Raw genomic sequence first — 26,115 nt, forward strand, 5'->3', positions numbered from 1 at the left:
CCGTAGGCATCGCATAATTTAACAGCCCAACACTAAACGCGATCGCAAACCCGTTAAACCCCTTCATCTTCGCTGATTACTGATAAATTTGCGTTGCTTTGAGCATGTGGTAGGTAATTATTAACTGAGTAAGAGCGAGGGGGTAACTTTGCAATGCCTCCCCAGTTGTACCAGCAATTCTACCCAGTTCTGGATTACTTTCGCGATCGCAAATACTTCGTAAATGGGGCATATCAGAACAAATAATATGCTCTAGCTTATTCACCTGTTCTAAGGTTGCATGACCATCAACTTCTAACACATCCACAGGCTTACTCATATCCCTGTCTAGCCCCAGGCGGATCGCTGAGTCAGAATTACCATAGCTAGAGTTGATAATCGGGGTAAAATCTGGGTGCGGAATTGTCGGACGTAGTACCAGGCGGACATTTAAATGTCCATTGGTTTCATCAGCTTCCTCAATGGGTGGGTAAAAACTAATAACTATATCAGACCATTGCCGCTGCGGACGGATAAATTGTGCTGAGTCTGGTTCGCGTTTTTCTAATTCCCCTATTACCTGTTGGGCAGTGTAGCCGCGCTTTTGCGTATCCCGCTTGACTTTCCACTTAGCGCGTAGTTCTTCTGGAGGTGCAAGATAAACTTTAACGTCGTAAGAATCACGGGCAGCACGGGTAGAATAACCGAGTAATCCCTCAATAATCACAAATTTATTGGGCTTGATATACTGCGGTGGCTCGAATGTGCCGGTTTTATGACTATAAACTGGTTTAAGAATTGGCTGTCCTGTGCGTAGCAGCGACAGGTGTTGCTGCATAATATCTAAATGGTTGCAGTCGGGGTGGAGAGCGGTGATCCCAATATCTGCACGTTCTTTGCGATCATAACGGTGGTAATCATCTGTGCAAATAAGCGTAACATTTTCTGGGCCGAGTACCTGAGCGATTCCGCGCGTTAGTGTTGTTTTTCCAGCAGCGCTGTCGCCTACAATACCAAGAATTATTGGACGGCTCATCATACCTCTCAGAATAAAAACAAGTTTATTAATACAATTTCCCTACAATAGTTTTAATTCTAAAAGGGTTTAGGCAAGTAACTCAAGCAAAGGCTTGGTATGCAATATCTCTACATACAGAATGTCTGTGCGCTGGTTTATTGCATAATAATTACAATCTACATCACTTTCAGAGTCATTTGTACCCATAATGATGGATGTAGCCACTGAGTTTCAGAATAAACATCCGAATTTTGTGATATCTCATCGTGGCGATAGAAATAGGTCAGGTTGAAATACCAAACCTGACCTAACATGATCTTTCACTGAGCAGCATTGAGATTAAACTAGAGCGTACACTTTAGCTTCCCAAGGGAAGATACTTTCTCTGCCTACCCATTCTGATGGAATTATCCGCTCTTGAGTAATTTCCTTCCACTGCTTGCCAACTGGGGTTGCAGGCCAATTCAAGACTCTGTACTCAGAACCAACAGGAGTGCCGTAGTCAGAGAAATTTGCCACTACAATTACTAATTGATCGGCTTTATTACCACGCTGCCAGACTAGAACTCGTTTACCATCATTAAAGTCAACATGAAGAAATTGAGTATCATTTACAGCTAAAGCATCAGAAGTCTTACGCAAGCGAATCAACCTGGCAACGTATTGGAAAATGCGTTGCCGCCAATCATCTTTCACACGGCTGTAGTTAACAGGGTCAATCTGCTTATGATCATCTGTTGGAGGCAAATCCTGCTGATCGGCAAATTCATCTCCAGCAAGGATCATGGGAATTCCTACAGCGGTAAGTAGGCAGACAAATGCCAACTTAATCCGCGGTTCAGTATGATCAATTCCATTACTAACAAGGTAGCTGAAGAAACGCTCGTTACCATAACCGCCAACATCATGGGAAGTTATATAGTTTACTGCCTGAGAACCATCTGTAAAGCCTAAGTTTCGGCAATCAATTAGTTTGCGGATACTCCACTCAAAGCTGGGTTCATCCCAGGCGTTTTTACCTAAAATCACTTGTCGGATGATTTGCTTGAACTTTTCATTCCAAAGTCCATCCAGACGATTTTGGTGGATGAGAGATAGGGGTACACTCAACTCTTCGCCAACTACGAGGAACCTATCGCCGGTTCCGCCTCTTTTGTCCCAAAGGGTGCGGGCAAAATCTTTGAATTCCTGCAAAAAGTCATAGCTGGCAATATTGTTGACGCTATCCAACCGCAGACCATCAACCCGATAGGATTCTAACCAGTGAGTAATATGGGCTTTTAAGTATTCACGGGCTGGGACAAGCCAGGACTTTTGGCCAGTAATGGGGTTATAGCCCTCTACCCAATAGTTGTACTTAAATAAATCCCCACCAAAGCCATCTCTTGACCCTTGTTCTGGATCACCACTGGCCCATTTGATGTAAAATTCCAAAAAATTAACGTTATGGTAGGGATTATTCCGCGAGAATGCCATCACCACATCCACAAAAAAGCGCAACCCTTGCTGATGGCAGACTTTGATCAGATTAGCTAAATCAGTCGAAGCAGTAGGTGCTGACTGGCTATCTGGGCGTCCTAAGTCAAAATCTGCTGCAAAATAATTTGCTGTACCATAGCCCCAATTGAGATCATCATCACTGTCTTCTGGTGGCAGAAGTTCTAAGGCGTTGATTCCAAGTTCCACAAGATGAGCGCGGTTATTCAAGGCGCTGAGTATGGGAAAAGTAGGAGCGATCGCTTCTGGGATCAACAGTGCTAGTACGTCACGAAATGTGCCGTTTCCTTCTTCAATCAATCCATTTGAGTTAATCTTTGTCCAGCGGGTTGGTAATTCGTAAATCACCAGTTGATTATTGGTTGGCAGCGTCTCTAAAGGAGCATCACCTTCCCAATTTACAGTTTGCCCTTGGGGATCAGAGGGAATTAGCGTCCCATTTTGATAAAGTACGACGCTTGCTGGATCGAAGCTAGCAACACCTCCCGATTCTGACGGCGTTGGTGCACGTAAGCGTCGATCCACAGTCGTAGCTGTTGGATCTGTGCAGTAAAGAATTTGATTAGCATTGGCAGAGTCGTAGGGGTCTGAGTTGCGGACTTTAAACCAATAAAAGTAGACCTGTCCTTCAGTCAGACCAGATTCTTGAGCCGAAACTTCCCACAATTCTGGAAATTCTGTTGATTGACGAAGCGGAATTTGTTTAAATTGAGCTAATCTGTCTGGACTTTCGGGAGCAGTGTTGCCAATGTAGAGAGTGGGAGCTAGTTCTGAAGCACCGGGACGCCACAAGACAAAATGAGTTTTTTTGCGGCTCAATAAATCGATAGGCATTACAAAAACCTCTGATCAAAGTTCAGTTATGGAGTTCTTACACAACAGTCGAGTATTATTCCAGACGATAGGTTGAATTTCTTTGAACTGTCAATATTAGGCAGTGGACTGAGTATTTTGCTGGTAAATTTAGGAAGTTAACTTTATCTATATCAACGTTTCGATATTTACTGCTATTGGCTTTCATCCCTGAGTTAAAAGACATTCAATCCTCAAAAGTTTTTGGATTTTGAAGATTGCATTTCGGGGTTTTCTGCATATTTCTGCTCAAAGGTAAAGAAAAAGACTATACATTCAGTACTAAATACAGCTTTGCGTAATAGCGTAACATTGTTAATGCAAGCCGACACATTGGCATTACAAGCCGACGCATTAACAATGCAAGCCGACGCATTAGCATTGCAAGCCGACGCATTAACAATGTAAACCCACACATTGGCATTGCAAGCCGACGCATTAACAATGTAAACCGACACATTGACGTTGCAAGCCGACGCATTAACAATGTAAACCGACACATTGGCATTGCCGGATATTTCATTAATTCGCTACAAATTAATGAAATACTGTACTAAGTGTAGTGTTGAGTTGGCGATCGCTAACTAGATCAGGACTTACGCACGGGTTATGAAAGAACGAACCACAGAGACACAGAGTACACGGAGGAATGAGAGTTTGAGAGGTTTTTTGCGTAAGTCCTATAGATCGCAAGCGTGATTATTAGGTTCAATCCCGGAATCAAGCAAGAAATCAATATTGGTAAGCGCAACAATAAAACGGCAGTTGCTACAACTCTTGGAAAAATACGCAATGCGCTGCCTCAACTTTGTGCAGATTCCCCACTCGCTGTTGAGGTTGAAACTGCAAGCGCTGTGTAAACGTTATGGATTGCAGGAAGGCACGTTATGACAACTCAAACACTAGGACTCGAACAAAACCTCTATGACTACTTACTATCAATCTCTCTGCGAGAACCAGAGATTTTAACCCAACTCAGACAGGAAACAGCCCAGTATCCAATTGGCAGGATGCAGGTTGCTCCCGAACAGGGACAGTTTCTGGCGTTACTAGTGCAGTTGTTGGGAGCTAAGAAAACTTTGGAAATTGGGGTATTTACAGGCTATAGTGCCTTAGTGGTGGCATTGGCGTTACCGAGCGACGGTCAGGTGGTAGCCTGTGATGTGAGCGAGGAATTTACAACGATCGCACGGCGCTATTGGCAGCAAGCAGGAGTGGCGGATAAAATTCAACTGCACATTGCCCCAGCTTTGGAGACTTTGGATCGGCTACTCGTAACAAAAGAAGCGGAAACTTTTGATTTTGCCTTCATCGATGCAGATAAAAGCAACTATGATGGCTATTATGAGCGATCGCTGCAATTAGTGCGACGGGGAGGACTGATTGCGATCGATAATGTCCTTTGGTCAGGCAGGGTTGCCGACCCCCAAGTGCAAGATAATAGAACTAAAAAGATTCGTGCCTTTAATCAAAAGCTGCATCAAGACCAGCGAGTTAGTCTTAGTGTAGTAGCGATCGCAGATGGCTTGACTCTGGCACTGAAGAAGTAATATCTTTGAATCCCCATTTATCCTATTTGTTACGAACGCAGAAGCGGCGTAGTGTCGCTTTTACAAAAAATAGTGGTTCCATAAGTTACTTTCATCTGTGACCCTTGGGAAGAAAAGCATTTTAGCAGCTGATTCCCACTAAAATCAACTTTTGCTACTCTGAAGTGTCACAATAATAATTTTCTTTCTTTGAAGATTAATAAAGGGTACAATTTTTTACCCATACACATTTTTTTTCTTTTTTTAAGTATTTATTCGGTAGTATATTATTACTAGACTAAAGTGGATAAATGCATCTTCTAATTGTTTAACTTTTAATATTCGTGGAAGATATTCTGCAAGCAGTAGAAAGAATTTTGCAAGACAAGCCTCTTGCTTCCATTCAGTGGTTTGTGCTCTCTCAATCGTGGTTGGGCAAAAGTTACAGTGAAATGGCAGAGGCATCAGGCTACCGCAACACTTACATCAAGGAAGTTGGCTCTGAGTTGTGGCAAGACCTTTCCGTTGCACTTGGAAAAAGAGTAACGAAAAAAAATCTGCATTTAGCCTTGAATAAATACTTGCAAGACAAGATAGGTGATCAGGAGAATCAGAGCCAACATCAGTTCGGCGAAGAATCTAGCTTAGAAATATCTCCAAATTTTTTTTCAGCAAGAAAGATAGAATTTCCTAGCGGTCCTGTACCACTGGGTTCTCCTTTTTACATCAATCGCCCTCCCCTGGAAGAACTTGTTTTTAACGAGATTTTACACCCTGGTTGCTTAATTCGGATTAAAGCACCTAGAAAAATGGGAAAAAGTTCACTGCTCAACCGGATGATTGCTTATGCTAAAGAGCAAAGTTATCAAATTGTCTATTTGGACTTTCAAGAAGCTGACCAAGACGTTTTTGCTTGTATTGATAAATTTTTACGTTGGTTTTGTGTCAATGTTAGTAGGCAGTTAAATCTTTTTCCCTCTCTAGATGATTTTTGGGATACGGAAATGGGCAGCAAGGTAAGCTGCAAAATCTATTTTGAAGCGTATCTGCTGCAATACATTGATCATAATCCTCTAGTTTTGGCTTTGAATGAAGTCCATCGAGTTTTTGAACATCCCAATATTGCCCAAGATTTTCTGCCAATGCTGCGATTTTGGCACGAACAAGCAAAGCAGGATCAAATCTGGCAAAAACTGCGGATGGTGGTAGTTCACACGACAGAAATTTATATTCCGCTCAACCTTAACCAATCACCTTTCAATGTAGGGATAACAATTACGCTGCCACCGTTTACTCTCAATCAGGTACAGAATTTAGCATTATGTTACGGACTACATTGGGCAGCAGACTCCGAAGGGGCAAAACGTCTTGTACCCCTACAAGTAATGGTAGGAGGACATCCCTATTTGGTGAGCCTTGCGCTTTATCATCTATGTCAGGAGGAAATGACATTAGAGGTGTTACTAGAAACCGCATCTACACCAGTGGGAATTTACAGTCAGCATTTACGAGAATTGTTGAATCTACTCCAAAAAGAACCAGAATTAATGTCAGCTATGCAACAGGTAATTGCAACAGATGAAAAAGTAGAGCTAGACGCGATCGCTGCTTATAAGCTAGAAAGCATGGGTTTGGTTCAACTAAACGGCAATCAAGCTCACACGATGTGTGAGTTATATCGCCTTTATTTTAGCCAACAACTTGGATACTCAGGGTACTAATGGTTCTGGTAGACTATTGAAAGACAAATAATCAAAATAACTAATTCTCACTCTTAAGATGAATTTTATCAATTGTCCCGATACTAATTCATTTATTAAGAACGTGAACGAATTTTAAATTTTAAATCAAATGAACAATTATCGATACCAAGTTGGCGGCACTTTAACCAGTGACGCTCCTAGCTATGTTGAGCGCAGGGCAGATGTAGAACTCTACGAAGCCTTGAAACAGGGTGAATTTTGCTACATCCTTAGCTGTAGGCAAATGGGCAAATCCTCACTGATGGTCAAAACAAAGCATCGCTTGCAACAAGAAGGCTTTAGATGTGCAACCGTTGATATGACTAATATTGGTTGCGAAAATATAACTCCAGAGCAGTGGTATAAGGGAATTATCGGGGACTTATGGTTAGGTTTTAAACTGTTAGGAAAAGTCAATCTAAAAAGTTGGTGTGAACAACAAAATGATATCTCTTCAGTTCAGAAACTCAGTCGGTTTATTTCGGAAAATCTGTTATCTCAATTTCCTAATGAAAGATTATTTATTTTTATTGATGAAATTGATAGTATTTTCAGCCTTGATTTTTCTGTTGATGACTTTTTTAAGTTAATTCGATTTTGCTACAACCAACGAGCAGTTGATCCAGAGTATCATCGGATTACATTTGCAATTTTCGGTGTTGCGACACCTTCAGAATTAATTCTATATCGAAATCATCCTACACCGTTTAATTTTGGTAAAGCCATACAATTGAATGGATTCACATTTGAAGAAGCTCAACCACTATCATTGGGACTGGATATTAAAGACAATCATCCCCAGAAAGTTTTAAAAGAAGTATTAGCTTGGACAGAAGGGCAACCATTTCTTACTCAAAAACTGTGTCGGCTACTTGTCAGTTTATCTCAAGATGATCTGGGTAGAAAGCTAAAATTTCCCCCTGGCACAGAAGAATTTTGGATAGAAAATGTGGTGCGATCGCACATCATCGAGAAATGGGAATCACTTGATGAACCGGAGCATTTGCGGACAATTCGTGATCGTATCCTCAGAAACGAACAAATTGCCGCCAGATTGCTGGGAATTTATCAACAAATCCTCCAAGGAGTGGAAGTACCAGCCGACGATAGTCGAGAACAAGTAGAACTGTTGCTATCTGGTTTGGTGATCAAAAAGCAAGGTTTTCTCCAAATCAAAAACCGAATTTATCAAGAAGTTTTCAATTTAGAATGGGTTAGAAAAAAATTAGCTTACTTGCGCCCCTACTACGAAACCTTCAATGCATGGGTAGCCTCAAAGGAAAAGGATGATTCTCGCCTATTACGTGGACAAGCCTTGATTGATGCCCAAACTTGGGCAAATGGCAAAAGCTTGAGCAACTCAGATTATGGATTTTTAGCTGCTAGTGAAGAATTAGATCGGCGAGAAATGCAGCAAGCATTAGAGGCTGAACGTGCTAAAGAAATTGAAGCACGACTTGCAGAACACCAAAAAAGGCTGGCTCAACAAAAGAAATCTGCCAGAATAGTAACATTTTTGCTCTTGGGGATGACGATTAAGTTGGTGATTTCTCTAGTGTGGGGAATATCGCTTTTACGAAAGATTGATGCTTTAGAATCACAGAGAAAATGTACCCAGATAGGGCATCAGGGCAAAACATTAACTGCAAATTCTCGGTTAGGTGGATGCTGAGGCAAATTTGAGATTTTACTTTTTGCGGAATTAATTAAAAGTTACCGACTGGAACACGCAAAGCGATTTGGTCATAATATTGCCAATACGTTACTGTTATCGGCTTACAGCTATTTTCAGGTAAATAGACCACGCGGTAGGGGCACAGCAATGCTGTGCCCTTACGACAGATGTAGTTCAAATACATGAAAACTGCTGTAAGTCTAAACTTTAGATCAAGTCCAGTTGTCAACTTCTGCATCTGTCAAAGGTTTTTCCAATTTAGAATACTCACTTTGGGTTGCACGTAACAAATGTTTCATCTGCACGGATTCCCCAGCATCAGCAGCGAGAAAAGCCGCGTTGAGAGCAATATTGCGGATGTTACCTCCTGCAACATTCAGCTTTGCCAACTTCATCGGGTCTAACCCTTGTGTGGGAGTACTCGTTGGGAAAACTCGCCGCCAAATTTCTGCTCGTTGAATAGTGTCTGGGAAGGGAAACTGAACGACAAAGCGAATACGCCGTAGAAATGCTGTATCTATCGAACTCTTAAGATTAGTTGTTAAAATTGCCAAGCCAGGGTAGGCTTCCATGCTCTGCAATAGGTAACTGACCTCAATATTGGCATAGCGATCGCGGCTGTCTTTAACTTCACTGCGCTTGCCAAATAAGGCATCAGCTTCGTCAAATAATAAAATCACTCCGCTTTCCTGTGCGGCATCAAAGACTTGCCGGAGATTCTTCTCTGTCTCGCCAATATACTTGCTAATGACTGAAGACAAGTCAATACGATAAAGGTCGAGACGCAACACCGATGCCAGAACTTCTGCTGCTAGGGTTTTACCTGTACCGCTAGCACCTGCAAAAAGGGCGGTAATACCTAATCCCCGTGCACTCTTGCCACCAAATCCCCACGATCCATATACAGTGTTTCGTTGGCGTACATGGGCTACTACTTCATGCAATAGCTGTTTGTGCAACGGCGGTAGCACTAAGTCTTCCCAATCAGCCGCAGGTTCAATTCTCTGGGCGAGTTCATCTAAACGCGGACGTGCTTGTATTCGGCAGACATCCCATAAAATACTATTGATATCACTGTTTTCCTGTTTTTGGCTTAAATGTCCTGCGACTTGTGTACAAGCGGCTTGAATACTGACGGCACTCAAGTTGAACTGATTCGCCAAAATGTTGACCGAACCGTTTAATTGGGGAACCAAATCACTGAGTGCCTCTCGCCACACTGCACCTTGCTCTTCTAAAGTTGGTTTGTGAATATCAAAGCTAACAGTTGGACGTTGTTTTACGCTCATTCTGTCTTGACTGGTAATCATTAAGACACCGTTTAAATGCTCAATTAAATGTGCGATCGCTCTCAGACGAGCCATGTCAGTTGTATCTAATTCATCGCAGTTGATAAGCATTGCACTCGCACTTAAAAGTATCTCCCGATTCCACAAGCAAATAAAATTATCTAATTCATTTGGTATCACCGGAACTAAGTGTGCAGACATTGCGTTTAGCTGTAAACCTAACATCTCAGACACGGTGACTGCAATATCACGTTTATTTACAGATTCCACGCCATGAAATTGGATAACTGGCAATTCCCCCGTGGTTGGAGTGTGCAACAAAACTGCTACTACTTTCTCTGCTACAGTTTGATGTGATGGCACTAAATCATTGTGAGATTGCAATGGCTTAATCATGCCAGACAACCCTTCGTCAAGATATTGTATTCCAAATAAATAGTGCAAAATTCTTTCGTCAATTCGTAGCGGGCAGAGAGTCAGTGCATGAGCCTCTCCTATTTTTATCAAACGCCAACGACGCAAAGACGCATATGGAACGATCGCATCCCAATGGGGATTTGGTAAAGCTGCTAGGGCTAGACCTAATGTCGGATAAGGTTTTTGCTCCTCTGGTTGAGCTACACTGCATACACTAGAAAAGTTACTGCTCAACTCCATTGCCGCACACAATAGAAGTACATCGCGTTCAAAGGCTGAGAGACCAAAAATCTGACAAATTCTTTCTAATGCCGATGGAGCAGGTATTGCTTCAGCAGCCTTTTGTAAATCTTGCTCATATTTATCATTGTTACTTAATTTATCGGAGGAGTTAAATAAATTCACGGTATACTGCTCTAAAGTATGCCTTATCAAGGCTATAGATGCAGATAAATACTGTTGGTTTGCGTCGTACCACTGATTGCTCATATAGTTAAACGTATTAAATTATACTTTATATTTAGATTGGTTTGCAGGGGGCTTTCTGCCCCATCTACTTGTATCTGTAGTAAGTAAGTTCCTGAATTAAAATTATTGACCTTTTTTGAATTCAAAATCAAAATTTAAAATGAAGAATTAAGATAATTTTGAATTGATTAATCCTTCTCCTAACAAAGACGCTACGCGTAGCTTGCTTCCCCGTAGGGGTACGCGTCAAAGTCCCCGCCATAAGAGGTTGTTTGAAAAGTAGTTGGCTGTTATTTTAGCGCCTTTTAGGGAATGAAACAGCCTTGGGACTACAGGGAGGTTAAAACGATCTCAAATTCTCACGAATGATTTAGGACTGCTATATAAGCAACAGATACCTCGAAGTCATGTTGAAGTACTTGAAAATCGTGTTGAAGTACTCCAAAATCGTGTTGAAGTACTTCGAAGTCGTGTTGAGGTACTCCGAAGTCGTGTTGAGGTACTCCGAAGTCGTGTTGAGGTACTCCAAAGTCGTGTTGAAGTACTCCAAAGTCGTGTTGAAGTACTCCAAAGTCGTGTTGAAGTACTCCAAAGTCGTGTTGAAGTACTCCGAAGTCGTGTTGAAGTACTCCAAAGTCGTGTTGAGGTACTCCGAAGTCGTGTTGGAGTACTTCAAACTTTGTCGCACCGCGATCAAGTACACAGGTATGTAGGCGTAGCCCGCACTTCTCTACGAGACGCTGCGCGTAGCTTGCTTCCACGAAGTGGTACGACAAAGCTCAGTGACCACCGTAGGCATCGCTTTCATAAATCTCCATAAACAAAGCAATCATTTGACTTTTAAAACAGTCGCTACCAACGGGCGATCGCTATTGTTCTAACGGCACACCTAAAACCCCATCTTTCCCAAAGGTGTTTTCACGCCTGCTGGGACTGGCGGTGGGAAAGCTGCGCTGCAAGAGGTGGCGGCGCATCTGGAAGAGAATACTTTTGTGTTCCGGACGGATGTGAAGGGGTACTATGCCAGTATCAATCAAGAGATTTTGTTTGATATGGTGCAGCGGTATGTTCCCGAACCGCCCGTGCTGGATTTAATTCGAGGTTATCTACAGCGATTCGTTTCCGATGGAGGTGTGTATGAGGATATCACATTGTCTTTAATTTTGAATTTTGAATTTTGAATTTGAGCGAAGCGAGTGACTGGGTGATTTCGGCACCGACGCGGTGGAAATTGCGGGGGGCGATTAAAGCCGTGAAGGAGATCATGGGCGAGTTTAAGCTTGAACTTCATCCTGATAAAACTTTCATTGGCAGAATCTCTCATGGGTTTGATTTTTTAGGTTATTGGTTTTCGCCTGAGGGGTTAGAGATCGCGCCGAAGACGGTGGAGAGGTTTGTCGAACGTGTTTCTCAGCTTTATGAGCATGGTGCGGATTTTGTCCGCATTGGGGAATATGTGAGACATTGGTGGCGGTGGGTACGAAGTGGGGTTGAGCGGGTTTTTGTGGGGGCGGATCGCATCTTTAAGAATTTACGGGTGCGTTTCGAGTAGAGCCACTGGCACCCATCCTTCACCGCCTTTCCCTTGCCGTTATCCTCAACCATTCGTTGTGGTTAACTTCCCTGGAGCACCCCTCTCCCAAGTCCCTCACCAATCCATTACCCCCACCCTCCCCTCGACTCGTCTATATTCCAATCGCTAAGACCTGCGGTCTACATATCCTAGGGGTTGAATATTAATCCATCGAACGCATGCGGCAGGTGACTCTCTACTTTTTTGATGGAGTCGTTGTAGCTCTTGGTACCTCCTTCTGATCTCAATTCATCTCGGACGTATTCACTGTTGATTAGCTCCGCTTCACAGTCCAATTCTTTGGATACCGCGCTTTCGGGCAAGGTTGTGCCCCATAACATCCCATCTCCCCTCTCTACTCTCACCCTCTCTTCGATAACCGGTAATTCCGTGCGTTCTAGATCCACCCCGTCCTCATGTGCCGCCTTATATGCTTTTTCCAAATAATGACACCCTACCTTGACTTTCTCATCGAATTTTTTATGATTACTATTTCCCCTCGCCGACAGCGTCGTCAAATTTTCCAGTCTGCCAACTCCCCAAAACTCCGCATTCACTAAGTGCCCCGCTACAAAGGTTTTCCCAGTTTTCTTTTGCATCAAGGACACTGCTTTCGGTGCTTCTCCCGACTCCACCACGCTGCCACTTCGGTTGATTTGTGGTCCTATCTTCGCCCTTGATTCTACACCGCCTATAATCTTATCTATTTTTTTATAGGTTCGCTTTTTCTTTATCTTCTTCGATACGTTATTTAAAACTGTTTTTATGGGTGGTTTCCTTACTCGCTGATTCACGTTTGCGTTGTACCTTGTGGGCTGAATCTTATTCAAGGGCGCTCTCCCCTCGCTGACTTTCTCCGTCTCCCTCGGTGTCATGCTTACTATTTCATTGGACCGTTGCCACAATACTTCCTTTTTTACTGCTGAGGCATCCCTGCCATTCTGCTCCGGCATCTGCGTTACGTCATCCTGAAATAACTTTTCCCCCCTCTTTGTCCCACCTTTAGATTTCCCCATCCTAAAGAACACATCCATCCCTGTAGTCTTTGCCGACGCCCCTTGCATCACAGACATCTCAGTCCCTCTTGGATATGACTGCATTTTCACCCGGTTGTTCATAGCCCCAAACGCCTGAACCCTCCCCTCCCGTAACGATTCTGCATTCCCCTGTCCACTACCTCGCCCCTGTTTAATTGACGCTTCTACAACGCGTGCTGCTTTCTTTCTCCCCGCACTTGCTCCTCGCAGTAACGATCGCTTCTTTTGAAGTTCTTTCTCTTCTTCTGACACCGACTCTCGCAAGACTGGCTGACAAAGACCTGCCTGCCCAGAAACAGGTGCATGAATCTGGTTGACGACTTGTGCTGCTACTCGGTCTGCTTCTTGTTCGTACTTATCTCCCGGCTCTCCAATCGTCAGTTTCGTTTGCACCAGTGGCTGTGATGGTGCATCAGGACGACTTATGGGTATATTGGCAAAGTTGTGACCGAATCTTGACGCATATTCCAGTCTCCTGTGCAACGAGCCACTCATTTTAGCCTGCAATACAGTGAGCCGTTCCTGTCCCTCTGCCGTTATAGTGCCATATTTCGCCTGGAGTTCTAGTTTCGTCGCCTCTAACTTCTGCTGTTGAAATTCTTGATTCTCTGTTTGGGTCTGCGTCAGAGGCTTCTGAGGTTGTGCTTTGGCTTGGGTAATTTTGGGGCGCGACTGCAACTGACTCCTTACTGGGTTTGAAGCGGACGAGTCAGCTTTTTTGTGAATGTGCGATCGCTTGTTCATTGCCAACCTCAGAACTTAACTATCGGTAAAAAAAATATTATCTCATACACCATTGCCTTAAACCATTTGACATTTGACGAATATTTGTTAGCGCTCCTTCTTCGCCTTCCGCAAGCTCATCAACCTTCATGCATGGGCGATGTCTACGACGGGCTACGCCTACGCTTGACTTTTAAGACTACTGTCGCTACAAGATTAGCAATGGACGGGCTTTGCGCTGTCGCACGCTCATCAACCTTCATGCATGGGCGATCGCTCTTGTTTTCCCAAAAATCAATCAAATTCGGACAAGATGATTAGGGTTGCGATTGCACTACCCGGCTGGCGAGGCTTGCGGGGTGGCTGGGGTTCAGCAATCACTCGGCGACGGTGCGCTCACCAGAAAAAATCTGATATCTTTAATAACTACTCACGCAGACAGCCCCCGAAAAAGCGATCGCTCAATATGTTGGTTGATGAGCGTGCGACAGCGCAAAGCCGGTCGTAGACATCGCCTCATTTTCCTAGTGCGATCGCCTATCTTATAACGAAAGTCAAACAATAAAAGCGATCACTCCTAGCATAAAGGTTGATTAGCGTGCGACAGTGCAAAGCCCGTCGTAGACATCGCTCCTAGCATAAAGGTTGATTAGCCTGCGACAGCGCAAAGCCCGTCGTAGACATCGCCAAGCTTGTATGTTGGGTTTAGTACCGACATCAAACAATAAAATTACACCTAATTTATTTTCCCAATAACTCAAAGAAAGTTTCCTTATCAATACCAATATCTTGAATCATACCCATTAGAGTCCCTTGTTTTAGGTCTTTTCCCGAATGAATAGGAACAACAACCCTTTGTCCATGACTATCCTTGTAAATAGCATGACTCCCCTTTTGACGGTCAAGATAAAAACCTAAATTTTCGATGACTTTGATAAATTCTTTAGCTTTGACACGCTTGAAAATTACTCATGCCAAGATACTTAAAGGCTTAACAATTAAATCATCTTTAGGAATTGACTGATTATCAGCCCTTAAACTTTCAATATATAATTCAATAGCTTCTGTAATATTCTCGATGGCTTCTTCAAAAGAATCTCCTTGAGAATGACAACCTTTTAAAATAGGACAAAAAGCGTGATAACCTCCATCTGATTCTTTTTCCAGAAGAACTGTGTAATTGTAGATTTGTTTATTGTTGTTGTCCATATGTTTTCAACTTGTTTGTGATCTACCTACTTTTAACTTAGACTGATTTATATGATGACTTCCGCGCACCCTAGCAACATCAAAACCTATTTTATCAAGAGCTGCAATGACTTCGCGTGCTGTCAAACTTGGCAGTTGGCTTATACTTCAATTGCAACTCGTTGGACGCCCACAAAATCCAATGAATCCTGTTCATCCTCAAATTCCAAACAGAGTGCGATCGCTTCTCGGATGCGTTCTATCAACTCATCTAAAGAATAAGACTTGCGTATGACACCCAGCAAGATTAGGAACCGAAGCGACAAAGTAACCATCTGTATCCCGCTCGATAATCACATTAAATTCTCGCTTCATGATTAGCTGCTCAAGATTATTATTCGATTCTCTCACGATTACCGCCAGTACTAGCTAAGTGAAAGCAACGCTGTGAAAGCTGGGGTAAGAGAAGTTGTGTTAAGACAATTGCGATCGCCAACACAAACCCAGGTCTGACCAAAGCTGCCGATGATGTGAGTTAAAATCCTGATATCTTCATAACTACTCACGCAGACAGCCCCGAAAAAGCGATCGCTATGCTTCAGTACCCCAATCTCGAACAAGCGCTAAAATATCACTTCGGTTACGACAGATTCCGCCCCGGACAACGGCAAATTATCGAAGATGCGCTGCAAAATCGGGATTTATTGATTGTCATGCCTACAGGCGGGGGAAAATCTCTGTGCTTTCAGTTACCTGCATTGATCAAAAAAGGTTTAACGGTGGTAGTGTCACCATTAATCGCTTTGATGCAAGACCAAGTGGAAGGACTGCGAAATAATAACATTGCTGCCACATTTCTGAATAGTAGTGTGAATCCTTATAAGGTGCGATCGCGCGAAGAAGCCATCCTCAGCGGTAAAGTTAGATTACTTTACGTCGCCCCAGAACGTCTGTTGAGTGAAAGATTTCTCCCGTTTCTTGATTTAGTCAAGGAAAAAATTGGGATTGCAGCTTTTGCCATTGACGAAGCCCACTGCGTCTCTGAGTGGGGACACGACTTCCGCCCAGAATACCGGCAGATGAAATCTGTGCGGAAACGCTATCCTGATGTTCCTACCCTCGCCCTCACCGCCACAGCAACCGATCGCGTCCGTGCTGATATTATCCAACAACTAGGGCTTAAGCAACCCAGTATCCACATTGCTAGCTTTAACCGCCAAAATCTTTACTACGAAGTTCGTTCTAAAAGCAAGTCTGCTTACGCTGAATTATTAGAACTCGTTCGGGAAACTGAGGGTTCAGCAATTATTTATTGCTTGACGCGCAAAAAAGTTGATGAACTCACCTTTAAACTGCAAAATGATCATATTTCTGCTTTGTCCTATCATGCCGGATTAACTGATGAAGAACGCAGCAGCAATCAAACTCGATTTATTCGAGATGATGTACGCGTCATGGTGGCAACAATTGCCTTTGGTATGGGAATTAATAAGCCAGATGTGCGGTTAGTAATTCACTTTGATTTACCGCGTAATTTGGAAAGTTATTATCAAGAATCAGGTAGGGCGGGAAGGGATAGTGAACCTTCACGTTGTACACTTTTTTTCAGTTTCAGTGATATTAAAACCATTGAATGGAGTATTAACCAAAAAACTGACCCTCAAGAACAGTTGATTGCTAAACAACAACTACGTCAGGTAATTGACTATGCTGAAGGTACTGTCTGCCGGCGCACAATTCAGCTAGGTTATTTTGGGGAACGTTTTGGTGGGAATTGCGGTAACTGCGATAATTGCCGTTATCCCAAACCAATGCAAGACTGGACAATTGAAGCCATGAAGTTTTTATCTTGTGTGGCGCGTTGTAAAGAAAGATTTGGGATGCTGCACATTATTGATGTGTTGCGGGGGGTAAAAAACCAGAAAATCACCCAAAACGAACACGATAAACTTTCTACCTATGGTATTGGTAAAGATAAGAGTGTAGATGAGTGGCGGATGCTGGGGCGATCGCTTTTACATCAAGGGTTGCTAGAACAGACTAACGATGGTTACTCAGTTTTGAAGCTTAACGCCCTCAGTTGGGAAGTGATGCGGCGACAGCACACAGTTTCTCTTGCTGTTCCCATAGCACAGAAGATTACTTGGGAAGAAGGGAGTGAAAAAGCTGCTGAAGCAGAGATATTAATGCAGAGGTTGCGATCGCTCCGTAAACAACTTGCTGACGAACAGTCTGTTCCACCTTACGTTGTCTTTCAGGATTCTACTCTGAAATTGATGGCACAGGTACAACCTAAAACACTAACCGAATTTGGTAAACTTTCTGGCGTAGGTAGTCACAAACTTTCCCAATATGGCGATAAATTCCTCACAGAAATTCGCGCCTACCGCCAAGAAAAAGGTTTGGTAGATCCACCACAGGTTAATTTTACACCCTCTCTTAGCTTACCTTCCGATACAGAAATATTTACATTCCAATTGCATAAACAAGGTTTGAGTGTTAATGACATTGCCAAAAAACGCAACATTCGTCCTACTACAATCATTCGTCATTTGACAGATTTAATTGAAAAAAATCAGCCTGTAGATTTAAATCAGTTAGTATCTCTTGAACATCAACAAAAAATTTGGCAAGTTTTAGAAGTGCTTGGTGATATATCTTTAACGCCAATTCGAGAACAACTTGGTGAAAGCTACACTTTTGATGAAATTCGTTTAGTACGGGGAAAATGGCGGCGCGAAAATCGCAAGTGATAATTTAAAATTTTCGAGGATGTTTTAAAAGTATTGGGCGACTAGAAGTCGCTACTACACAAGCAAAGTCTACCTCGGTGGACTAAGATAAAATCAAAGCTTAAAACCCACAGAGGTGGGTTTTGTCTGTATAGCCAAGCCAGTGCCTCATATCTTGTACCTGGCGTGCGATTTATAATCGCTAAAGCTTTACAAACATCTTCTTATGATTAAAATACAAAAGCCAGATTAAAGGAGTTAGCCGATGAGTCAGATGCTTAATACAGGAGTACGCTGGACGATTCACGATGTGAAACTCTTCGCAGAAAATGAAGGGACGCGCTACGAGATAGTTGATGGAGAATTATTTATGACCAGGGCACCTCACTTCAAACATCAGCAAACTTGTGGCAGAATTTTCCAACAGCTTAACATTTGGTCAGATTCTACTGATTTAGGGGAAGCTGTAATCAACCCTGGCGTTTTGTTTTCAGAATCAGATAATGTGATTCCTGATGTAGTTTGGGTTACTAAAGAAACCTTGGCGCTAACATTGGATGAAGCGGGACATTTAACTGGTGCACCAGATTTGGTAGTCGAAGTTTTGTCTGTTAGCCAGGAAGACCTAAGACGAGATAAGGAGGCTAAACTTAAACTTTATTCTTCCAGAGGAGTAAAAGAATATTGGATTGCTGATTGGCGATCGCGTAAACTAGAGGTCTATCGGCGCGAAGACAATCAACTTAAATTGGTAGAAACACTATTTAGTAGCGATATTATAATTTCTCCTTTATTGTCTGGTTTTAGCTGTACTGTAAATCAGTTTTTTCCTGTATAAATTTAGTTTGAATGCAAAAACAAATCTCAAGTAACGGATTAACTAAAGTCCAGGTAATGATTATGGCGATCGCAGCTGGTGTCTGTGTTGCTAACATTTATTATAATCAGCCAATCCTCAAAGATATTGCATCTTCTTTTGGAGTCAGTGAAGGCGAAGCGGGTAGCATATCTGTGCTTTCGCAAGTTGGTTACGGTTTTGGGCTTTTCTTTTTAATCCCCTTGGGCGATAAAATCAACAAGAAAAAATTAATTCTTTGCTTACTGATATGTTTGTTCTGTTTGTTGATCCTGATGACGTTTTCACAAAACATCGTTGAGGTTTGGATATTGAGCGTAGCAATTGGGATTGCAACAGTCTCAGATCAGGTTATTCTTCCCTTAGCAGCAAGTATAGATAGAGTAACTACAGGCAAAACTGTAGGCAACATTTTTACTGGTATATTGATCGGAATTTTAGGAGCAAGGGTTTTTAGTGGATATATTGCTGAATGGTTGAGTTGGCGTTATGTATATGGATTTTCAGCAGGAATGATTTTAATTGTTACTATCTTACTACAGATATACTTGCCTAATGTCAAGAATGAATATAGTGGTGATTATTTAAATTTATTAAAATCAACGCTTCAACAATTAAAACGTTTTTCACTCTTGAGAGAAACGTCTTTAATTGGTGGGTTATTGTTTGGTGTCTTTTGCTCATTTTGGACAACGCTGACTTTCCATTTAAGTGGAGCGCCTTTTAATTTTCAATCTGACACAATTGGGATGTATGGCTTTGTAGCGATCGCAGGTGCATTGATGGCACCAGTTTTTGGTAAATTAGCTGATCAAGGTAACTCCCAACGTTCCTTAACTATTGCTGTATCGCTGGTGATTGGAAGTTTAGTAATTGCTAAAATTGCTTCTAGTTCAGCGCTGGCGATCGCTGTTGCTGTATTGTTACTAGATGTAGGTGTACAGGCAACGCAGGTCACAAATGTCGCAAGGATATACACTCTTGATGCTCAATCGAATAGTCGCATCAACACAGTTTACATGACTACCTATTTTATGGGCGGTGCTGTAGGTACTAGCATTGGTCTATTGTGCTGGCATCTTGGTGGCTGGAATTTGGTAATTTGGCAAATGTTAGTTTTTACTTTGCTGGCATTTTTTGTTATCGTCAGACCTCAAATAACTAGAGCAAGAACAAATAAATAATAAATATCAAACTCTCGTTTTTGAGTCAAATATCGCCTTGCACCAATCACTAAATTTTCTCCTGAGCAAGGCGATATCTAGAAACAATCAGTCTGTTTTAAGAAAAACTGGGCATTTCCAAGTTTGAATGTTATGGCACAGCGTTATCGTTTTGTTCAATTGTGATTTGAATTATTAGTTAAACATCAAAATTTGACTTTAAAGTAAAGCTTAGAAAGCTTAAATCTTTAAAAAAACCTAAAATGTTAAAAAATAATGCCTGTTTTTCTTGTACAGCAATATTTTCCGCTTTTTAGCGGATTTATTTAGCATACCAAGTATTGAATAGCCATAAATTTTTCCAATTCCTCAATATAAATATCTACAAAGTTGAACTGAAGTACCGAGTAATTTTTAGTGGCAAATAGCCCATCAGTTTGGAGAACACTTGGGACAAAAATCAGGACTGAATTTACAGAATTGACTGCCTGTTAGTGTGTAAGCTGTACAATAAGGAAAACTCGTAAGTTCCACTTTGGCTGTTTGTAATTCTAAACCATTCAGCAACGCTTCAGTAGGTTTGGTTTTATCAGCTAGAAGGATAGCTACAAGCTTAGGAAACACCATGCAAGCAGCAGTGTTGATTAGCGTTACCAGTATAGCCTCTATCAAATTCATAGGTAATCATCCCCTGTCAAAAATAGGTGACCGCTGTTCTTAGATGCAAGCATAATATCTGTGTAGGATTGATATTCAGTCAATCTATTGCTTGCAATCTATGTAAACTAACTTTAACATAAATTTTTGTAAATAGAAACGTGGAATTCCTGGAATTATGATGCACACAAGGGAATGTGGATAATAAGGAAGGTGATTGTAGCAGAATAACAAAATAAACTGGAAAACGATCAGTTTACGATATTTAGGTAAGTGTTATGTCAAAAACCCAAACTGCGTCTTCTTTTTTATCTAACATCAGTGAGCAAGAACGTGAGGCATTAAAGCGGTTGGTAGATTACACAAATGTGGAATCGCTGCCAGAAATTTGGCCTTTGGCAGCTCAACGATTTGGTGATGTTGTCGCCCTCCGCAGCCCTCACGCTAAACCAGAAGTAGTGATTACTTATACGCAGTTAGCAGAGCAAATACAACTATTTGCTGCTGGGTTGCAAGCGTTGGGAATAAAAGTTGGCGATCGCATTTCCTTAATTTCTGACAACAGTCCTCGCTGGTTTATTGCTGATCAAGGTATCATGACTGCTGGTGGAGTTGATGCAGTGCGTAGCTCCCAAGCAGAAAAAGAAGAACTGCTGTTTATCATTACTAATAGTGGCAGCACAGCAATAGTTGTTGAGGATTTAAAGACATTTAAAAAATTACAAGACCGCCTTCAAGATTTACCAATTCAGGTAGTCATCTTACTTTCGGATGAAGCACCACCAACAGATGAAACCCTAAAGGTGCTTAACTTTGCACAGTTGATCGAAATTGGGGTAAATCATAATTTTGTGCCAGTCAAGCAAAATCGCGACGCTCTGGCAACCCTAATTTACACCTCTGGCACCACAGGTAAACCCAAGGGTGTAATGCTGTCTTATAACAATTTGATGCACCAAGTGACAACCTTTGGCACAGTATTGCAACCAAATGTGGGTGATATCGTTCTCAGTATCCTACCTTCGTGGCACAGCTACGAGCGGACTGTTGAATATTACCTATTATCTCAAGGTTGCACGCAAGTTTATACTAACTTGCGTTCTGTCAAAGGTGATTTGAGAGAATTTAAACCCAACTATATGGTGGGTGTACCCCGCCTGTGGGAATCGATTTATGAAGGAGTTCAAAAGCAATTCCGCGAACAACCAGCGAATAAGCAACGCCTAGTTAACTTTTTATTGGGCATTAGTGAGAAATATATTAAAGCGCGGCGAGTTGCTCAGGGATTGAGTTTAAATAATCTTCATGCTTCACCTGTGGAACGATTAGCAGCTAAGATCCAAGCATCTGCTTTATTACCCCTTCATGCCTTGGGAGAACGACTGGTTTATGCCAAAGTGCGAGAAGCCACAGGAGGACAAGTCAAGCAGATGATTAGCGGTGGCGGTGCGCTTCCCAGACACATAGATAACTTCTTTGAAATTATTGGTGTGCAGATTTTGCAAGGTTATGGTTTGACAGAAACTTCTCCTGTTACCCATGTGCGACGTCCTTGGCGGAATTTGATTGGTGCATCAGGGCTACCACTTCCGGCTACAGAAGCTAAAATTGTAGATCCTGAGACAAAAGCGCCTTTGCCAGTAGAGAAGCGAGGCTTGTTATTGTTGAGGGGGCCACAGATTATGCAAGGCTATTACCAAAATCCCGAAGCGACAGCGAAAGCAATTGACGCCGAAGGTTGGTTTGATAGCGGCGATTTGGGTTGGCTGACACCACAAGACGACTTGGTGCTGACTGGCAGAGCAAAGGATACGATTGTATTGACTAATGGGGAAAACATCGAGCCGCAGCCGATCGAAGATGCGTGTTTGCGATCGCTATATATCGATCAAATTATGCTCATCGGTCAAGATCAGCGCAGCCTGGGAGCCTTAATTGTCCCCAATGTCGAAGCCCTAGAAAAATGGGCAGCAAGTCAGAATCTGACACTGGATAGGCAAAATGATCAGGTTACTTCTTCACCTAGTCAAAAAATTGACTTGGAGAGTAGAATGATCCAGGATTTATTTCGGCAAGAATTGAATCGGGAAGTGCAAAATCGTCCAGGCTTTCGACCGGATGACCGCATCGGGACATTTAAACTCATTCTGGAACCGTTTTCCATCGAAAATGGCTTGATGACACAAACACTGAAAGTTCGACGACAGGTCGTTACGGAACGCTATCGCGATATTATTGACGGCATGTTTGCCTGATTATTCCACCTGCCAACTAGTAAGAGTGAACGTGAAATATTTATGGATGTCTCCAAATCTAATTTGCTCCTAAAACGCGTTGTTAACGTCAAAGTCATTGTTACTCCTCTCTGGAAAGAGGAAGTACAACAGCAGCTGCAAACGCAGATCAATCAACTTGACCAACAACTGCAACAGCTAGACGTTGAAGGACAAAGAGCGATCGCTGCAATTCAAAAGCAGAGTCTGCAACCACCTGGCCCCCAGACTCTCCAACAAATTGACAATATCCAACTCCAAGTCAATCAAAAGAAAAGTGAATTTCTAGAGCAGAAAAATCAGTTGCTACAAAATCTCCAGCAAGTGCAGTTTCTCCAGCAAGATCAGGAAGTCAACCAATTCCAAATGGAAGGCTTTTTCCGGGTAGAGACGGGAGATAACCTAATTAGCAAAATGCAGGTCGAAATTGTTCTGCGTGATGGCGTTGTAGAAGAAATTCGCGGCGACATTTAGAAAGTTATGAGTCGTTCAGTTTTGGATTTTAGATTTTAGATTTTAGATTTTTCCTTTAATCCCTGACGCTCGTTGCGCGGCATGGTCTCCCCTTCTCACATTGTCAGAGGCTAACGCCTGCCGTAGGATGCCTGTTCGCCGTAAGGGAAGGGCTGTAGGGAGAAGACCGCAGTGGCTCCCCTTTATCACATTGGGAGAAGACCGCGCTGCTTCACCAAAATCCAAAATTAAAAATCTAAAATTGGCAGACTTTTAATTACCGACAGATATGATTTAACTTGAGTTTGGAGCGGCTCCCAGCCCAACATTCCACCTGGGAGCCAGCCCAAACAATTTCCCACACTGGAGGTGAGCTAATAAAAAGCGATCGCCCAAAGGTTGTCATCTCAACTCGATATTTAATACCAACAGAATCATCACCCCGCTTGATTTGCGTAATCGTTACAAAAGCCTGATTTCGTTGCGGATAAGCTACCTCTACCTTTCGCGTTCCTCGCACTGATGCTATGTCGTCAAAAGCATTCAGCGCAAGGGTAGCAGGATCACTACCTTGGAGCGATGAGTTAATATTTCCTAGAGGTATAGTTTTATAATCGGAACGCTCTAAGTATGCCACAATCTCCTGAGACTGATGTATTGCTCCCACCTGCTGGGCAAGTCCCTTATTAGTCTCAACAATCGGTGCATATTGCTGGCTCTGGGTAATATATACTCCAGCGCCAGTAGTGGCAAAGATACTTAGTATCACAATCAAAAAGAATTTCAGCTTTGCCGGCATAAAAGTAAACAGGAATTTCAAATAGGTTTATTACCAATTTTGAATTCTAGATTGAACTGCATCCCATATCCTCTACCTGTGAGAAGCTCCTGTATGTTAAGCAGTGGTTATAAGGAATATAAATAGCAATCCCATTTAATCTGTGAACAACTCGTGATAGTTTTTGCTAGTCAATTACTAAAACGAAATCGAGATATTGGCTAACCATTGAGGATAGCTCTGTATTATAGACCTTTAAGTTATATTTAGGTTCCTAGAGTTAAGAGTTTGGAGTTTGGAACTCTCCCCCTGCTCCCTCATCTCCTCCACTCCCTAATACCCAATGCCCAACCTAAAATATAAAATCTCCAATCCAAAATTCTTTTTGTAACAGTCAAAGTATCGCGCTCACCCGACATCCTGCCCCAATACGGTTCGGTAAACGATCCCCCCGTTACCGATTGCTGGATGAACCAAGAATCCCCAGACTGAACATATGAGCGCAGCGAGATTTGTTCAGTCCGGGGAGTGTCAACAAGATACAATTCGATCTGATAAAAACTGTTAAAGTCCATAAACCATTGATTCCCAAACCACCCTATGAGCATTCACGAAGTATTTATGCCGGCGCTGAGTTCTACCATGACCGAAGGCAAAATCGTTTCCTGGGTGAAATCGCCAGGTGACAAAGTGGAAAAAGGCGAAACAGTGGTGGTTGTAGAGTCAGATAAGGCAGATATGGATGTAGAAACCTTTTATGAGGGATTTCTTGCTCATATCATAGTTGAAGCTGGTGAAACTGCCCCGGTAGGATCTGCGATCGCCTTTATTGCAGAAACGGAAGCTGAAATTGAACAGGCGAAATCTCTTGCCAATTCAGGCGGCATGGCTGCTAATGCTACGTCATCTCCCGAACCAATCCCCGCCACAGCCTCAGCTACAACACCTGCCTTAGTGTCTCAAAACGGGTCTAACCACAAAGAAGGAAGGCTTGTAGCTTCACCTCGTGCCCGCAAATTAGCCAAAGAACTCAAAGTTGATTTGACTACTCTCCAAGGCAGTGGTCCCCACGGCCGTATTGTCGCCGAAGATATAGAAGCATTGTCCAATAAGGGCAAGCAACCCGCTACTACCCCAGTTGCCCCACCAGCACCTGTACCAAGCAGCACCCCAGTTGCACCCCCAGCACCTCGGACACCAGCACCGATACCAGCAGTAGCGGCTGTTCCTGGTCAAATCGTGCCTCTAACTACCTTCCAAAATGCCGTAGTGCGGAACATGGTAGCCACCATATCCGTGCCCGTCTTCCGGGTCGGTTATACAATTACCACCGATGGTTTAGACAAGCTTTATAAACAAATTAAATCCAAAGGCGTGACAATGACAGCGCTGCTGGCGAAAGCTGTCGCAGTGACCTTACAAAAACACCCATTGTTAAATGCTAGCTACTCAGACCAGGGCATTGTCTATCATTCTGATATCAACATTTCCGTAGCAGTAGCGATGGATGATGGCGGATTGATTACGCCTGTGTTGCAAAATGCCGACGCAGTGGATATATATTCTCTATCACGTACTTGGAAGTCTTTGGTAGACAGAGCTAGGGCAAAACAACTACAGCCCCAAGAATACAACAGTGGTACTTTTACCCTGTCAAATTTAGGGATGTTTGGCGTAGACAAATTTGATGCGATTTTACCGCCTGGACAAGGGTCAATTTTAGCGATCGGGGCATCCTGTCCGCAAGTGGTAGCAACAGCAGACGGTTTGTTTGGTGTGCGACAACAAATGCAAGTCAATATTACTTCCGACCATCGGATTATTTACGGTGCCCATGCTGCGGCGTTCTTGCAAGATTTAGCGAAATTGATTGAGACGAATCCTCAATCTTTGACAATGTAGTTTTGAAAAGACACCAAATTTAAATGTTAGCGCTATCAGCGAGCAGCAGTTTGTTGTAGAGTAGCGCTAACAACAAACAATACCTACACTTAAATTTTTTATGCATATAAATTAATATCACAATGGACACCATCTGTCCATTAAACCCAGGACTTACGCACTGTACAAATTAACCATAATATGCAAGACGATATTCGGTTGTTTTAGGCGCTTCGTATAACCCTGATTTACTCGCATATTTGCGACCCATAAGTGCTTAATATGACTGAAACACCCAAATTTCGTGTAGTACTTATGTACGATGCGTAAGTCCT

General features: G+C 42.6%; 26 protein-coding genes. 13 read left to right on the top strand and 13 right to left on the bottom strand.

From position 1 onward, the window contains the following. Positions 1–76 precede the first annotated feature (76 nt). The 3 genes from V7K40_RS24320 to V7K40_RS24330 all read right to left on the bottom strand — a co-directional run bounded on the left by V7K40_RS24320 (position 77) and on the right by V7K40_RS24330 (position 3,328). The gene (locus V7K40_RS24320) at positions 77–1,015 is read right to left on the bottom strand and encodes a phosphoribulokinase (RefSeq protein ID WP_334964617.1); all 939 of its coding nucleotides are present in this window, start codon (positions 1,013–1,015) and stop codon (positions 77–79) included. 158 nt (positions 1,016–1,173) lie between these two features. Next, positions 1,174–1,311: a hypothetical protein gene (locus V7K40_RS24325; protein ID WP_334964278.1), complete on the bottom strand. Its 138-nt coding sequence runs from the start codon at positions 1,309–1,311 to the stop codon at positions 1,174–1,176. Between the two features lie 25 nt (positions 1,312–1,336). Then, positions 1,337–3,328, bottom strand: a complete 1,992-nt coding sequence (locus tag V7K40_RS24330) for an alpha-amylase family glycosyl hydrolase (protein ID WP_334964280.1) — start codon at positions 3,326–3,328, stop codon at positions 1,337–1,339. Positions 3,329–4,233: 905 nt separating this feature from the next. Between V7K40_RS24330 and V7K40_RS24335 the strand changes: the two genes are divergently transcribed. From V7K40_RS24335 to V7K40_RS24345, 3 genes are all read left to right on the top strand, one after another. Continuing rightward, entirely contained in the window at positions 4,234–4,896 is a 663-nt protein-coding gene (locus tag V7K40_RS24335) for a class I SAM-dependent methyltransferase (RefSeq protein WP_334964282.1), read from the top strand. Positions 4,897–5,219: 323 nt separating this feature from the next. Beyond that, a complete protein-coding gene (locus V7K40_RS24340; protein WP_334964284.1) occupies positions 5,220–6,596 on the top strand; it encodes an AAA-like domain-containing protein in 1,377 nt (458 codons plus the stop codon). 130 nt (positions 6,597–6,726) lie between these two features. Then, the gene (locus V7K40_RS24345) at positions 6,727–8,289 is read left to right on the top strand and encodes an AAA-like domain-containing protein (protein ID WP_334964286.1); all 1,563 of its coding nucleotides are present in this window, start codon (positions 6,727–6,729) and stop codon (positions 8,287–8,289) included. Positions 8,290–8,504: 215 nt separating this feature from the next. Here the strand turns inward: V7K40_RS24345 and V7K40_RS24350 are convergent, their stop codons facing one another. Together V7K40_RS24350 and V7K40_RS24355 are read right to left on the bottom strand one after the other, a co-directional pair. Then, positions 8,505–10,487 carry an ATP-binding protein gene (locus tag V7K40_RS24350; RefSeq protein ID WP_334964288.1) on the bottom strand — a complete coding sequence of 661 codons (1,983 nt, stop codon included), beginning with the start codon at positions 10,485–10,487 and terminating at the stop codon, positions 8,505–8,507. Between the two features lie 848 nt (positions 10,488–11,335). Then, on the bottom strand, positions 11,336–11,503 hold the full coding sequence (locus V7K40_RS24355; RefSeq protein WP_334964290.1) for a hypothetical protein: 168 nt from the start codon (positions 11,501–11,503) through the stop codon (positions 11,336–11,338). Positions 11,504–11,518: 15 nt separating this feature from the next. On the opposite strand from V7K40_RS24355, the gene V7K40_RS24360 reads away from it, so the two are divergent. Continuing rightward, positions 11,519–11,647 carry a hypothetical protein gene (locus tag V7K40_RS24360; RefSeq protein ID WP_334964292.1) on the top strand — a complete coding sequence of 43 codons (129 nt, stop codon included), beginning with the start codon at positions 11,519–11,521 and terminating at the stop codon, positions 11,645–11,647. 83 nt (positions 11,648–11,730) lie between these two features. Further along, positions 11,731–12,018 (top strand): hypothetical protein, encoded by a 288-nt coding sequence (locus tag V7K40_RS24365; protein ID WP_334964294.1) that lies wholly within the window; start codon positions 11,731–11,733, stop codon positions 12,016–12,018. A gap of 170 nt (positions 12,019–12,188) precedes the next feature. Here the strand turns inward: V7K40_RS24365 and V7K40_RS24370 are convergent, their stop codons facing one another. Beyond that, positions 12,189–13,820: a hypothetical protein gene (locus V7K40_RS24370; RefSeq protein ID WP_334964296.1), complete on the bottom strand. Its 1,632-nt coding sequence runs from the start codon at positions 13,818–13,820 to the stop codon at positions 12,189–12,191. Between V7K40_RS24370 and V7K40_RS24375 the strand changes: the two genes are divergently transcribed. Together V7K40_RS24375 and V7K40_RS24380 are read left to right on the top strand one after the other, a co-directional pair. Then, a complete protein-coding gene (locus V7K40_RS24375; protein ID WP_334964298.1) occupies positions 13,803–14,120 on the top strand; it encodes a hypothetical protein in 318 nt (105 codons plus the stop codon). The two genes, V7K40_RS24370 and V7K40_RS24375, sit on opposite strands and share 18 nt — an antisense overlap. A 2-nt stretch (positions 14,121–14,122) precedes the next feature. Beyond that, positions 14,123–14,347, top strand: coding sequence for a hypothetical protein (locus V7K40_RS24380; protein WP_334964300.1), 225 nt, complete (start codon positions 14,123–14,125; stop codon positions 14,345–14,347). Between the two features lie 193 nt (positions 14,348–14,540). Here the strand turns inward: V7K40_RS24380 and V7K40_RS24385 are convergent, their stop codons facing one another. The 5 genes from V7K40_RS24385 to V7K40_RS24405 form a co-directional block, all read right to left on the bottom strand. Continuing rightward, entirely contained in the window at positions 14,541–14,765 is a 225-nt protein-coding gene (locus V7K40_RS24385; RefSeq protein ID WP_334964619.1) for a type II toxin-antitoxin system HicA family toxin, read from the bottom strand. Positions 14,766–14,768: 3 nt separating this feature from the next. Continuing rightward, on the bottom strand, positions 14,769–15,008 hold the full coding sequence (locus tag V7K40_RS24390) for a type II toxin-antitoxin system HicB family antitoxin (RefSeq protein WP_334964302.1): 240 nt from the start codon (positions 15,006–15,008) through the stop codon (positions 14,769–14,771). Between the two features lie 6 nt (positions 15,009–15,014). Further along, a complete protein-coding gene (locus V7K40_RS24395; protein WP_334964304.1) occupies positions 15,015–15,134 on the bottom strand; it encodes a type II toxin-antitoxin system HicA family toxin in 120 nt (39 codons plus the stop codon). 14 nt (positions 15,135–15,148) lie between these two features. Continuing rightward, positions 15,149–15,322, bottom strand: coding sequence for a hypothetical protein (locus V7K40_RS24400; protein ID WP_334964306.1), 174 nt, complete (start codon positions 15,320–15,322; stop codon positions 15,149–15,151). A 90-nt stretch (positions 15,323–15,412) separates the two neighbouring features. Further along, entirely contained in the window at positions 15,413–15,553 is a 141-nt protein-coding gene (locus V7K40_RS24405) for a hypothetical protein (protein ID WP_334964308.1), read from the bottom strand. Between the two features lie 27 nt (positions 15,554–15,580). Between V7K40_RS24405 and recQ the strand changes: the two genes are divergently transcribed. The 3 genes from recQ to V7K40_RS24420 all read left to right on the top strand — a co-directional run bounded on the left by recQ (position 15,581) and on the right by V7K40_RS24420 (position 19,759). Continuing rightward, positions 15,581–17,740 carry a DNA helicase RecQ gene (recQ, locus tag V7K40_RS24410; RefSeq protein WP_334964310.1) on the top strand — a complete coding sequence of 720 codons (2,160 nt, stop codon included), beginning with the start codon at positions 15,581–15,583 and terminating at the stop codon, positions 17,738–17,740. Positions 17,741–17,984: 244 nt separating this feature from the next. Then, positions 17,985–18,557, top strand: coding sequence for a Uma2 family endonuclease (locus V7K40_RS24415; protein WP_334964312.1), 573 nt, complete (start codon positions 17,985–17,987; stop codon positions 18,555–18,557). 11 nt (positions 18,558–18,568) lie between these two features. After that, entirely contained in the window at positions 18,569–19,759 is a 1,191-nt protein-coding gene (locus V7K40_RS24420) for an MFS transporter (protein ID WP_334964314.1), read from the top strand. A gap of 411 nt (positions 19,760–20,170) precedes the next feature. Here the strand turns inward: V7K40_RS24420 and V7K40_RS24425 are convergent, their stop codons facing one another. Beyond that, positions 20,171–20,416, bottom strand: a complete 246-nt coding sequence (locus V7K40_RS24425; protein ID WP_334964316.1) for a hypothetical protein — start codon at positions 20,414–20,416, stop codon at positions 20,171–20,173. A gap of 257 nt (positions 20,417–20,673) precedes the next feature. Between V7K40_RS24425 and V7K40_RS24430 the strand changes: the two genes are divergently transcribed. Both V7K40_RS24430 and V7K40_RS24435 read left to right on the top strand, forming a co-directional pair. Continuing rightward, positions 20,674–22,650: an AMP-binding protein gene (locus V7K40_RS24430; protein ID WP_334964318.1), complete on the top strand. Its 1,977-nt coding sequence runs from the start codon at positions 20,674–20,676 to the stop codon at positions 22,648–22,650. 42 nt (positions 22,651–22,692) lie between these two features. Continuing rightward, a complete protein-coding gene (locus V7K40_RS24435; protein WP_069072569.1) occupies positions 22,693–23,142 on the top strand; it encodes a YlqD family protein in 450 nt (149 codons plus the stop codon). A 256-nt stretch (positions 23,143–23,398) separates the two neighbouring features. Here V7K40_RS24435 and V7K40_RS24440 read toward each other — a convergent pair whose 3' ends face one another. Then, positions 23,399–23,920, bottom strand: a complete 522-nt coding sequence (locus V7K40_RS24440) for a hypothetical protein (RefSeq protein WP_334964320.1) — start codon at positions 23,918–23,920, stop codon at positions 23,399–23,401. Between the two features lie 579 nt (positions 23,921–24,499). Here V7K40_RS24440 and V7K40_RS24445 point away from each other — a divergent pair. After that, entirely contained in the window at positions 24,500–25,801 is a 1,302-nt protein-coding gene (locus tag V7K40_RS24445; RefSeq protein ID WP_334964322.1) for a dihydrolipoamide acetyltransferase family protein, read from the top strand. The last annotated feature ends 314 nt before the right edge of the window (positions 25,802–26,115 follow it).

It is taken from the genome of Nostoc sp. (genome assembly GCF_036917195.1).
GTDB lineage: Bacteria > Cyanobacteriota > Cyanobacteriia > Cyanobacteriales > Nostocaceae > Nostoc.